At 68.9% G+C, this 12,333-nt stretch carries 8 protein-coding genes; 6 read left to right on the plus strand and 2 right to left on the minus strand.

Annotation, left to right across the window (positions count from 1 at the left end; all coding sequences use genetic code 11):
- Window positions 1-5: 5 nt before the first annotated feature.
- On the minus strand, window positions 6-2,447 hold the full coding sequence (locus ABT137_RS04845) for a SpoIIE family protein phosphatase (protein WP_351703576.1): 2,442 nt from the start codon (window positions 2,445-2,447) through the stop codon (window positions 6-8).
- 194 nt (window positions 2,448-2,641) lie between these two features.
- Between ABT137_RS04845 and ABT137_RS04850 the strand changes: the two genes are divergently transcribed.
- Window positions 2,642-3,940: a PucR family transcriptional regulator gene (locus ABT137_RS04850; RefSeq protein WP_351703579.1), complete on the plus strand. Its 1,299-nt coding sequence runs from the start codon at window positions 2,642-2,644 to the stop codon at window positions 3,938-3,940.
- A gap of 14 nt (window positions 3,941-3,954) precedes the next feature.
- On the opposite strand, the gene ABT137_RS04855 is transcribed toward ABT137_RS04850, so the two are convergent.
- Entirely contained in the window at window positions 3,955-5,925 is a 1,971-nt protein-coding gene (locus ABT137_RS04855) for a SpoIIE family protein phosphatase (RefSeq protein ID WP_351702516.1), read from the minus strand.
- Between the two features lie 78 nt (window positions 5,926-6,003).
- Between ABT137_RS04855 and ABT137_RS04860 the strand changes: the two genes are divergently transcribed.
- The 5 genes from ABT137_RS04860 to ABT137_RS04880 all read left to right on the plus strand — a co-directional run bounded on the left by ABT137_RS04860 (window position 6,004) and on the right by ABT137_RS04880 (window position 12,197).
- The gene (locus ABT137_RS04860) at window positions 6,004-6,165 is read left to right on the plus strand and encodes a hypothetical protein (RefSeq protein WP_351702519.1); all 162 of its coding nucleotides are present in this window, start codon (window positions 6,004-6,006) and stop codon (window positions 6,163-6,165) included.
- 180 nt (window positions 6,166-6,345) lie between these two features.
- A complete protein-coding gene (locus tag ABT137_RS04865) occupies window positions 6,346-8,043 on the plus strand; it encodes an NAD-dependent malic enzyme (RefSeq protein WP_351702522.1) in 1,698 nt (565 codons plus the stop codon).
- Window positions 8,040-9,515, plus strand: a complete 1,476-nt coding sequence (fumC, locus tag ABT137_RS04870) for a class II fumarate hydratase (RefSeq protein WP_351702525.1) — start codon at window positions 8,040-8,042, stop codon at window positions 9,513-9,515. The genes ABT137_RS04865 and fumC overlap by 4 nt, the downstream gene beginning before the upstream one ends.
- 100 nt (window positions 9,516-9,615) lie before the next feature.
- Window positions 9,616-10,404 carry an SDR family oxidoreductase gene (locus ABT137_RS04875; RefSeq protein ID WP_351702528.1) on the plus strand — a complete coding sequence of 263 codons (789 nt, stop codon included), beginning with the start codon at window positions 9,616-9,618 and terminating at the stop codon, window positions 10,402-10,404.
- 218 nt (window positions 10,405-10,622) lie between these two features.
- On the plus strand, window positions 10,623-12,197 hold the full coding sequence (locus ABT137_RS04880) for a sodium:solute symporter family protein (protein WP_351702531.1): 1,575 nt from the start codon (window positions 10,623-10,625) through the stop codon (window positions 12,195-12,197).
- The last annotated feature ends 136 nt before the right edge of the window (window positions 12,198-12,333 follow it).

Below are 12,333 nucleotides of genomic sequence, written 5' to 3' on the forward strand. Positions count from 1 at the left end.
GCCCCTCAGATCCCGGGGTCGAGTTCCTGTTCGGCCCACACGGTTTTGCCGCCGCCCGTCAGGTACCTGGCTCCGTGGCGTCGGCAGAGCTGCGCGACGATGTAGAGGCCGCGGCCGCCTTCGTCGTTGGTGCACGCATGGCGCAGCCGGGGGAGGGTGTCGCTGGTGTCGGACACCTCGCAGGTCAGGACCTGGTGCCGGATCAGGCGCAGGCGGATCGGGCCGGTGGCGTGGCGGACGGCATTGGTGACCAGTTCGCTGATGATCAGCTCGGTGGATGCCTCCAGACGTTCCAGTCCCCACTGGGCCAGTCGTCGGGTGACCAAGGTGCGGGCACGGCGGACGACGGCCGGGTCGCTGGGCAGTTCCCAGCACGTGGTCTGTCCTGGGTCCAGCGCATGGGTCTGCGCGACGAGCAGGGTGACATCGTCGCCCGGCGACTGAGTCGGCATCGTCGCGATCACTGAGGAGCAGAGGTCTTCGAGAGACCGGCCGGGGCAGGCCAGGGCGCCGCCCAGGTGCTTCATGCCGGCGTCGATGTCGTGGTCGCGGTTCTCGATCAGGCCGTCGGTGTACAGGGCGAGCCTGCTGTCCTCGGGCAGATCCAGCTCGACGGCCTCGAAAGGGACCCCCAGCCCGACGCCGAGCGGCGTTCCGGAGGGCAGGTCGGGGAAGGCGACCTTGCCGTGGGGGCCGATGACCGCGGGCGGGGGGTGCCCGGCCCGTGCCATGGTGCACTTCCGGGTGACGGGGTCGTAGACGGCATACAGACAGGTCGCACCGGTGACGCGGGTCGGGTCCTGGGAGTCGGCGTCCTCCTCGGCCAGCCGCCGGACCGTGTCGTCGAGGTGGGTCAGCAGCTCGTCGGGGGGCAGGTCGAGATCCGCGAGCGTGTGCACCACGGTGCGGAGCCGGCCCATGGTCGCCGCCGCGTTGATGCCGTGACCCACCACGTCGCCCACGACGAGCGCTGTCCGGGCACCGGACAGGGGGATGACGTCGAACCAGTCGCCCCCGACGCCGTTGTCCGCATCGGCCGGCAGATAGCGTGAGGCCGTCTCGATGGCCGTGCCCTCCCTCAGACGCTGCGGGAGCAGGTCGCGTTGCAGGGTGAGGGCCGCACTGCGTTCCCGTGCGTAGCGGCGGGCGTTGTCCAGGGCGAGCGCCGTCCTGCTGACGAGTTCCTCGGCGAGGAGCAGGTCGTCCTCCTGGAACGGCGCGGGTTCCTCCGTGCGGATGAACACCGCCGTACCGAGGAAGGTGTGCCGGGTGCGGATCGGGACGACCAACAGGGAGTGCATGCCGTTCTCGCGCACGGTCCGCGCCCGGTCGGGGTCCCGGTCGAACCAGGTGCCCGGAGAGCGGTCCAGGACCGGTTCCAGATGGGAACGGCCGGAGGAAAGGACCTTCGTGAAGGGCGAGTCGGGTGGCACGGCGACCAGCTCACCGCGGGCCCACGGCGACTCGGGGACCCCTCGGTGGATCGAGGCGATGCCCGCGCGCCGGAGAATGCGGCGCTGGTCGTCCGACGGGCCGATGCGGGCGAAGGGTGCTTCGCCGAACTGGATCGACTCGGCCAGGTCGACGTTGACGTAGTCGGCCAGCAGGGGTACGGCGAGGTCCGCCAGCTCCTGACCGATCTGCATCACGTCCAGACTGTTCCCCGTGCGCGTGCTGGCCTCGCTGAGGATGGCCAGCCGCTCGCGCGCCCGCTGGCTGCCGGTGACGTCCACACTCGTGCAGCACACCCCCATGGCCCGGCCGTCGGCGCCCTGCAGGCAGAAGTACGAGGCCGCGATCGCATGCTCACGGCGCGGATCCCCCGGCGGCCACACGCGGTACTCGTGGACCGTGGTGACGCCGCTGTCCAGGACCTGCCGGATCACCCCCTCAAGCCTTTCGGCCTCGATGCCGGGCAGCGCCTCCGGGAGACGGCGTCCCAGCCGCCGACCGCGGGGAACGCCGTCCTGCCGCTCCATCGCGTCGTTGGTCCAGACACAGTGCAGGTCCCGGTCGTGAACCACGACGCCGATCGGTGTACGGGTGAGAAGTGAGTCCCGTACCCATCCGGTGGTCGCCACCGGGGAGAGCGAGGCGATGTCGGTGCCGGAGATGAGCCAGTGGATGTCCCGGTCCTTCCCCCACAGCAGTGAGAACCGCAGGCTCGCCTTGAGGGTATGGCCGTCGCGGTGCCGGACGGTCGCGGTGCCGGACCAGCCGCCCCGGGCCAGGCACTCCTCGTTCGACGCCCACTCCAGGAGTGTTCGGCGGGTGACCGGCAGGAGTGTGGAGACGGCCCGGCCGACCACTTCCGCGGCCGGGTGACCGACAAGCCGCTGGGCCGTACTCGTCCATCCCACCACCGTCCCCTCGGCGTCGATCATCGCGATGGCGGCGTCGGGCGTCTCCTGGGGGGCCAGTCGCTCACAGAGGCCGCCTTGAAACATCTCGGTCACCGATTCTCTCCCCTCACGTGGATTTCCAGGGGCCGTGCCGTCCGGATCGCGACAGTAAGAACGAGAGTAAGAGCGGGAAACGGGAGAGGTGCCGGATGTAAATCACCATCTTCTGGTTGCGGTTTGTGACATGGAAACAAATCGATCACCGCTCGGCGCCACCTTGTAGCCTTTGGGGCGTGGGCATGGAGATTCCGGAACCTGTACGAGAACTGTCCGTGAGTGCGGCGAACATAGAGTCACACCTCACGGAGATCTCGCACGACGTATGGGAACACCTGCTCATTGAAATCCCGCAGGTCAGGGGGGATGACGCCGTCGAGAGAATCCTGCTGGCGAGCGTCCAGGAAAATGTTGCCACTTTGCTGCACATCTTTGAGAACGATATCCCTCTGGAAAATCTTGAGGGGCTATCCGCAGCCAATGAGCATGCCAGGAGGCTGGCTCAGAGGGATGTCTCCGTCAGCGCATTGATCCGGGCCTACAGGATCGGGCACTGGCGTTTCCTGCAATGGTGCCTGGACGAGCTCGCCCGCCGGGGCGCCGACGACGTCGTCTCCGCCGCCGTCAACCGGCACATGCTGAAAGTGAGCTTCGATTACATCGACAGCATCACCGAGCATGTCATCGAGGTGTACCGCCTGGAGAGAGAACGCTGGCTGCTGAGCCGGCACGCCATGCGTTCCGCGCGCGTGCGGTCCATCCTGGCCGAGGAAGAGGTGGACCTCGACGCGGCGGAAACCGCTCTCGGCTACCGCCTGCGACAGCATCACCTCGGGCTGGTGGCGTGGCTGCCGGGGCTGGCCGGCGGCGCCGGGCTGGTCCGGCTCGACCGGCTCACGCACAGGATCGCAAAGGAACTCGACTGTCCCGCCGGACCGCTGTTCGTACCCCGGGACGAAGGGCTGGCCTGGGTCTGGCTGCCCTTCGGTGCACACGGCGAGGTCTCCTGGGAACTGCTGTCCGGTGTGGTCGAGAGCGGCGAGCCCTCCGCGCAGGTGTGCGCCGGAAGCGTGCAGCACGGGATCGAGGGGTTCCGCAGCACGAGCAGGGAGGCGCTACGCGCACAGGAGCTTGCCACGGCGGCGGATCCCGGCCACCGGTTCACCGCGTACCCCCAGGTCGCTCCCGTCGCGTTGATGTGCAGGAACCTCCCGGATCTGCGCACCTGGGTGGGGAGAGTCCTCGGGCCGCTGGCCGTCGACGACGAGCAGTGCGCACAGATGCGAGAGACCCTGCATGACTTCCTTGCGACCGGATGCAGTTACACCGCTACGGCAAGCAACGAGATCCTGCACAAGAACACCGTGCATTACCGCATCCGCAAGGCCGAGAGGATCATGGGCCACTCGGTCCGGGCAGGACATACCGATCTTGAGATCGCCCTGCTCGCCGTCAAGTACCTCGGCTCCACGGTCATGCAGCCGTCCGGAGACGGCACGAAGGTGCGCCGTCACGGTGGGAGTCCTCGGCATCGCGGCTGAGGGCGTGGGCGCCGTCAGGTGCGTCGGATGACCAGCACGGCCACGTCGTCGAGGTGGCCCACCGCGGCCGCGGCGTCGAGGATGCGGTCGGCGGTCTCCTCGGCGCTCAGTCTGTCGCGGAGGGCCGAGCCGGCCAGTGTTCCGGCCCGCTCCAGCCCGTCTTCCAGCGTGAGGCCCGGTCCTTCGACCACGCCGTCGGTGACCATGACCAGCGTGCTGTCCTTGTCCAGGGTGAAGGTCTCCTCGCGGTACTCGGTGTCGGGCATGACTCCCAGGACCGGCCCGCCCGACAGCTCGTGGATGCTGTGGCTGCCGTCCTGGCGCGCGCACAGCAACGGCACGTGGCCGGCGCTGGCGCCGGTGACCTGTCCGTTGTCCGGGTCGATGTGCAGCAAGGTGCAGCTGGCGAATCGTGTCGCGTGCATCGTGACGAGCAGGTCGTTGGTGCGCGTCAGCACGGTTGCGGGATCCGGTTCGTGGGCGGCGATCGTGCGTATGGAGGCGCGTACCTGTCCCATGGCCGCGGCGGCGTCCACGTCGTGCCCTTGGGCGTCGCCGATCTCCAGGGCGATCGCGCCGTCGGGCAGGACGAAGGCGTCGTACCAGTCTCCGCCGATGTCCAGCCCGTCCCGGCTGGGCCGGTAGCGGGCGGAGACCTCCAGGCCCGGGAGGTGCTCGGGCAGCGTGGGAAGCATGGTCTGCTGCAGTGCCGTGGCCAGCTCGACCCGTGCCTGCTGCAACCTGATGCGCCTCAGTGCCTGGCCTGCCAGGTCGGCCAGAGTGCCCATGAGGGTCCGCTCGTCCAAATGCGGCCGGTATCCGCTGCCGTAGGTCACCAGCCACGCCCCGAGTGGCTGGTCGCCGGTCTCGCTGAGGGGGGTGATGGACACGGCGTAGTCGGAGCCGAGTCGGCCGAGCCGCGGGAAGTCGACCCCGTGCGGCCAGCGGCGGAGGTAGTCCGCCTGGCCGAGGATGAGCTGCGGCCTGCCGGTGCGGATCGCATCGGTCAGGGCGCTCGGATGGTCCAGTGACAGGCCGTGCAGGACGTCGACCTCCCACATGGCTATCCCGGCATCGGTGGAGACGCGCAGCCGGCCTTCGTCGACGAGCGCGAGCAGGGCGCCGGTGGCGCCGAAGGTTGCGGCGAGCCGGGTCAGGGCGACCTGCTGCAGCTCCTGCTCCGTGGCTGCGGTGATCAGGGCGGAGGAGAAGTCGGCGACGTCCTTGGCGCGCTGTCGCTCGGCAGCCAGTGCGGCCAGCGCCTTCTCCCTGCGCTTCTCCTTCTTGGTGTCGTCGCGGAGCATTCCGAGGATCCGCTCGGGGCCGCCGTATCCCAGCTGGATCCGACGGGTCTGGGCGGCCAGTTGGTGCCAGCCCTCGTGCTGGGGGCGGTACCGCAACCTCACCCAGGGGGACTGCCGGGCGGAGACCGAGCGCAGGAGTTTCCGCAAGGCCTCCCGGTCGTCGGGGTGCACTGCCGAGATCACTGTGGAAAGCGGCGTAGTGGGATCCGGGAAGAGCACCGCCAGGGTGGGTGCGCCACCGAGCCACTCCAGCTGGTGGTCACAGGGTGAGTACATCCACAGACCGAGCTGGGCGGCCGTGGTGGCCAGCCGGAACGGGATCACCAGGCTGGCCAGGTCGTTTCGCGCATCCAGTGCGCGCACCCAGACCAGGTGCCCGTCACCGGCGGGATCCTCGACCATCCGCGCCTCGATCAAGCAGGCAACGGGTGCTTCGCCCGGCCCGGGGAAGTCCAGCACCCGCATCGCGACCGTCTTCGTCTTGGCGGCGTGGGCTACGAGGCCCTCGGCCGACATCCGCTGGTTTACGGGCCACATATGTCCGAAGTCACGTCCCAGGCACTGCTCCGCCGGCTTGCCCAGCGCGGTGGCCATCGCATCGTTGAGGCTGCGGATGACACCGTCAAGCGTCAGAAGAGACGCCGGGTCGTCCCCTCGGAGGAGTTCGTCCGAGTCGTCCATCTGCGGCTCCCTGGCACATACCGAAACAACCTCCAGCGCCATTTTCCCGCATTTCGCCGCGATGCGTCGATAAGGGGCATGTCCGACCGCCCGCGCAGGTCGACGGTGGCGTTGACGAGGGGTTCGGGCGTGGACGGGCAGTACCGGCAGCCCTCGACGGGGATCGCGCCCTCCGTTCTGCGCAGGGCGCCGACCGGACTCGTCGGGGGCGACGCCGAGGGAACATGCGTGGCGATCTGACGAGTGGCCAGTTCGCCTGACCTGAGCCGTCGTTGCCCGTGGGCAAGAGTCGGGCCGGCCGCCCGCCGCCCCGACCGCGTCGGCAGCTGATCGACGGTACGGCGGCGGACCATGGCGCCGGAATGCGCGGGCGTCCCCAGTGGCACTGCCCGGAGAACGGGACAAGCATGGAAATAGGGGGTGGACAACCGGAGTCATGCCTATAGAGGGGTTCTCATGCCGATACACACGCATCCTGTCCTGTTGGATCCGCTGACCAATCGGGGTACCGCTTTCACGGCGGAGGAGCGGGAGCGCCTCGGGCTGGCGGGCCGGTTGCCGGACGCTGTGCTCACCCTTGACCAGCAGGCGATTCGTGCCTACGAGCAGGTGCAGCAGGAGCCGACCGATCTGGCGATGTTCATCAATCTCGAGCAGGTGCACGACCGCAATGAGGTGCTGTACTACCGGCTGTTGCAAGATCACCTCGCCGAGTTGCTGCCGATCGTCTACGACCCGACCGTGGGTGAGGCGATCAAGCGGTACAGCCACGAGTACCGGAGCCCGCGCGGGGTGTTCCTGTCCATCGACCGGCCGCAGGATGTGCGCAGCTCGTTCGAGGCCCTTCAGCTCCACCGGGACGAGGTCGATCTGGTGGTGGTCACCGACGCCGAGGAGATCCTGGGTATCGGCGACTGGGGTGTGCAGGGCATCCAGATCTCGGTGGGCAAGCTCGCCGTCTACACCGCTGCGGCGGGGCTGCATCCCGCCCGCTGCGTGCCGGTGGTCATGGACGTCGGCACCGACAACGAGAACCTGCTGAATGATCCCCTCTACCTGGGCGTACGCCACAGCCGGGTGCGTGGGAAGGCGTACGACTCGTTCATCGAGAACTACCTGGAGACGGTCTCGGAGCTGTATCCGAACGCGCTGCTGCATTTCGAGGACTTCGGGCCGGGCAATGCCCGACGCATCCTGGAGACGTACGGGGACCGCTACCGGATGTTCAACGACGACATGCAGGGCACCGGGGCGATCACCCTGGCCGCCGCGGTGTCGGCGTTGAAGATCACCGGCGAGTCCTTCCGTGACCAGCGCGTCGTGGTCTTCGGCGCCGGCACGGCCGGGGTGGGCATCGCCGACCAGCTGCGTGACTCGATGGTCCGCGACGGACTGGAGCCCCAGGACGCCACCCGCCGGGTGTGGCTGGTCGACAAGCAGGGGCTGCTGGTCGAGGGCATGCCGGACCTGCGTGACTACCAGGCCCCCTACGCACGGCCGGCCCCGGAGGTGCAGGGCTGGGCGGACGGGGACATCGACCTGCTGACCACCGTCCGGCACGTCCACCCCACCATGCTGATCGGCACCTCGACCTCGCCGGGCGCCTTCGACAAGGAGGTCGTCACCGCGATGGCCGAGCATGTCGAGCGGCCGATCGTCTTCCCGCTGTCCAACCCCACGGAGAAGATCGAGGCCATGCCGGCCGACCTGCTGGCCTGGACCGACGGCAAGGTCCTGACGGCGACGGGCATCCCGGTCGACCCCGTCGAACACGGCGGAGTCCGCCACGTCATCGGGCAGGCCAACAACGCTCTGCTCTACCCCGGTCTGGGCCTGGGCACCGTCGTCGCCGGAGCCACCCGGCTCACCGCCGGGATGCTGCTCGCCGCCGCGGAGGCGGTGGCCGGGCAGGTCGACGCCAGGGCCCCGGGCGCGCCGCTGCTGCCGCCGGTGGCGAACCTGCGCGCTTCCTCGGCGACGGTAGCCGTGGCGGTGGTACGTGCGGCCGTCCAGGACAACGTCGCCACCCGCCGGCCGACCGATCTGGTCCAGGCCGTGCAGGACATCATGTGGCAGCCGGTCTACGGACCGCTGTCCGAGAAGGAGGCGTCGCCATGACCGCCGGCCACCAGGACGCCGCCGCCGGGCAGCCGCCGAAGCTGCTGGACATCCCGATCGGCATCACCGCCACGGGCACCCGCCGCGAAACGGACTCGATGGGCGCCGTCGAGGTGCCCGCCGACCGGTACTGGGGCGCCCAGACGCAGCGGTCCCTGATCCACTTCTCCATCGGCGACGACCGCATGCCGAAGGCCGTCTACCACGCGTACGGCTACGTCAAGAAGGCCGCCGCGCTCGTCAACGGGCGCGAGGGTCGCCTGCCCGGCTGGAAGGCCGACCTGATCGCCCGCGTCGCCGACGAGGTGATCTCCGGCTCGCTGGACGACCACTTCCCCCTGTACGTGTGGCAGACCGGGTCCGGCACGCAGAGCAACATGAACGTCAACGAGGTCATCAGCAACCGGGCGATCCAGCTGGTCGGCGGCACGCTGGGGTCCAAGACGCCCGTCCACCCCAACGACCACGTCAACATGGGACAGTCCTCCAACGACACCTTCCCCACCGCGATGCACATCGCCGCCGTCCGCGAGATCCACGAGCACATGCTCCCGAAGGTGCGGGACCTTCAACACGCCGTGGAGGCCAAGTCCCGAGTGTGGTGGGACATCGTCAAGATCGGACGCACCCACCTGGAGGACGCCGTCCCGCTGTCCGTGGGCCAGGAGTGGTCCGGCTACGCCGCCCAGGTCTCCGACGCCGTCGACCGCATCGAGGCCACCCTGCCGGGACTGTACGAACTGGCCGTAGGAGGGACCGCGGTCGGCACCGGTCTCAACGCCCCCGAGGGCTTCGGTGCCCAGGTGACGCAGGAGATCGCACGACTGGCCGGCTACCCGTTCACCACGGCCTCCAACTCCTTTGCCGCCCAGGGCAGCCTGGATGCCATGGTGGCGGCTTCGGCCGGACTGAGGGCGCTCGCCGTGCCGTTGATGAAGATCGCCAACGACATCCGCTGGCTCGCCTCCGGCCCCCGCTGCGGCATCAGTGAACTCGCCCTGCCCGCCAACGAGCCGGGCAGTTCCATCATGCCCGGCAAGGTCAACCCGACCCAGTGCGAAGCGATGCTCATGGTCTGCATCCAAGTCCTCGCCGAGGACAGCGCCATCGCCTTCGCCGGCACCCAGGGCAACTTCGAACTCAATGCCATGCGGCCCGTCATCATCAACAACTTCCTGCACTCCGCCCGCATTCTCGGAGACGCCGGCGAGAAGCTGCGCACCTTCTGCATCGAAGGCGTCGAGCTGCACCGCCAACAGATCGACGACTACCTCTCCCGCTCCTTGATGCTCGTCACCGCGCTCTCGCCGGAGATCGGCTACGACAAGGCCAGCCGGATCGCGCACAAGGCGGAGGACGAGGGGACCACACTGCGCGAAGCCGCCCTTGCCACCGGCTACATCACGGCACAGGACTTCGACCGGATCGTCGACCCCAGGAAAATGGTGCACCTCACGGCGAGTTCGGCGTAGACGTCACCGCGGGTGCCGTCGCTCATGCGGTTCCCCTTTCCGGTGGCCGCCCCTACCCTGACGCTCCGTCAGACAAAGCGTCAGGGTTCAGGAGGCTTCCATGTCGCTGCTCGCGGGCAAGACCGTCGTCGTCTCGGGAGTCGGCGCCGGGCTCGGGCACCAGGTCGCGGCGGCCGTCGTGCGGGACGGCGGGAACGCGGTGCTGGGCGCTCGGACCGAGGCGAACCTCGCGAAGAGCGCGGCCGGGATCGATCCGGAGGGCACCCGGACCGCGTTCCTGCCCACCGACATCACCGACGAGGGCCAGTGCGAGGCGCTGGCCGCGCTGGCCGGGGAGCGGTTCGGCGGGGTCGACTCGGTGGTCCATGTCGCCGCCTGGGACTCCTACTTCGGCGGGGTCGAGGACGCCGACTTCGCGACCTGGTCCTCGGTGATCGACGTGAACCTGCTGGGGACGCTGCGGATGACCCGGGCGTGCCTGCCGGGGATGAAGGCCGCGGGGGGCGGCTCGGTCGTCTTCATCGGCACCCAGTCCGCCGTCGCCGCGCCCTCACAGGTGAGGCAGGCCGCGTACGCCGCCTCCAAGGGTGCGCTGACCAGCGCGATGTACTCGCTGGCCCGGGAGCTGGGACCGCACCGGATCCGGGTCAACACGGTGCTGCCGGGCTGGATGTGGGGGCCGCCGGTGCAGGCGTACGTCCAGTTCACCGCGCACACGGAAGGGGTGCCGGAGGACGAGGTGCTGGGCCGGCTGACCGGGCGGATGGCGCTGCCGGAGCTGGCGACGGACGGGGACGTGGCGGACGCGGCGGTGTTCCTGGCGTCGGACCGGGCGCGGGCCATCACGGGCCAGTCGCTGCTGGTCAACGCGGGGGAGCTGATGCGCTGAGGGGTCATGCACGGACCATCGAGTAGTTCATACTCATGAACCAAGGTCAGGAAGACGAACGATTTTACTTTCCCTTGACCTTACGCCCGCTTGTCGTGCCCGCGCAACGGAACCCACGATGAGCGGGCACTTCGCGGCCTTCCCCGTCCCCACTCCGCTTATGCGAAGTGCCAGCCAGCTGAGCGGAGTTCAGTAGGCGGACCCTGGAAGGGGGGCGCATGAACGGGCTCGACTGGGCCGTGCTCATCGGCTACTTCGGTGTGATGGTCGCGATCGGCGTCTGGTCGCACAAACGCGTGGACAACGTCAGTGACTTCTTCACCGCGGGCGGCAAGATGCCCTGGTGGCTGTCCGGCATCTCGCACCACATGTCGGGCTACAGCGCGGTGATGTTCACGGGGTACGCGGGCATCGCCTACACCTACGGCGTGACGTCCTTCGTCACCTGGTCCTTCCCGATCGCGCTCGGCATCGCGATCGGCTCGAAACTCTTCGCCCCGCGCATCAACCGGCTCCGCTCCCGCCTGCACGTGGCGTCCCCCCTCGAATACCTGAAGAGCCGCTACAACCTCTCCACCCAGCAGGCGCTGGCCTGGTCCGGCATGCTGCTGAAGATCGTGGACGTGGCCGCGAAGTGGGCGGCGATCGCCACCCTGCTGTCGGTGTTCACCGGGGTCTCCCTCAACCAGGGCATCTTCATCACCGGCGCGATCACGGCGGTCTACTGCACGATCGGCGGCCTGTGGGCGGACGCGCTCACCGAGCTCGGCCAGTTCATCATCCAGCTCCTGGCCGGCATCTCGATGTTCGTGGCCGTCGTCCTGAAGCTGAACGACAAGGGCATCGGCTTCTTCGACGCCTGGGACCAGCCGGCCCTGCACGGCCACGGCAAGCCGCTGGTCGGCCCCTACGGCACGGTCTTCCTGCTCGCCTTCCTCTTCATCAAGCTCTTCGAGTACAACGGCGGCATGCTCAACCAGGCCCAGCGCTACATGGCGACGGGCAGCCCGAAGGAGGCCGAGCGCAGCGCCCGCCTGTCCGCCGCCCTCTGGCTGGTCTGGCCGGTGGTCCTGTTCTTCCCCATGTGGATGTCGCCGCTCCTGGTCCACGCCCAGAAGCCGGACGGCTCCGACTCCTACGGCCTGATGACCGAACAGCTCCTCCCGCACGGCCTGCTGGGCCTGGTCGTCGTCGGCTTCTTCTCCCACACGATGGCGATGTGCTCCTCCGACGCCAACGCGATCGCGGCCGTCTTCACCCGTGACGTGGCCCCGGTCCTCTCGCAGCGGGCACGGGCCTGGAACGAACGCTCGGGCCTGATCGCGGCCCGCGTCACCACGGTCGTCTTCCTGGGCCTGTCGATGACAGTCGCCACCCAGATCAACTCCCCCACCTTCAAGGACATCATCACCGTGGTCATCAAGTGGGTGGCCGGTCTGATGGGCCCGATCGCGATCCCGATGATGCTGGGCCTGCTCCGCCCGTTCCGCCGTTCCGGCCCGACGGCCGCGCTCACCAGCTGGGCGGCGGGCCTGTTGGCCTTCTGGCTGGTGAACTACCCGATCAACTGGAACGTGGACGGCGGGGTACCGCTCCAGTACCAGGTCTCGGTCCCGCTGGCCGTCTCCCTCGTCCTCTACATCCTCATCGGCTACCTGAAGCCGGAGGACACCCCGGAACGCCTGGCGATCATCGAGCGCGTCAACACGGACGGGGACAGCGCGGCCGCGGCGGTCCCGGTCCCGGCACAGGCGGGCGGCGGCGACGCCGTGGGGTCGCCGGTCAAGGACTGACCGACGGCAACCGGCATACGAAGCACGCGACTCGGCCCGCCCCCGTGGCGGGCCGAGTCGTGGGTACGGTCACCAGGAGCCCCGGGCCCAAGCGCTCCGCTGGAAGTGCCGCGATGTGCCGTCTGCCGACTGCGAC

Origin of the sequence: Streptomyces sp. NPDC001980 (assembly GCF_040296885.1) — a bacterium.
Classification (GTDB): domain Bacteria; phylum Actinomycetota; class Actinomycetes; order Streptomycetales; family Streptomycetaceae; genus Streptomyces.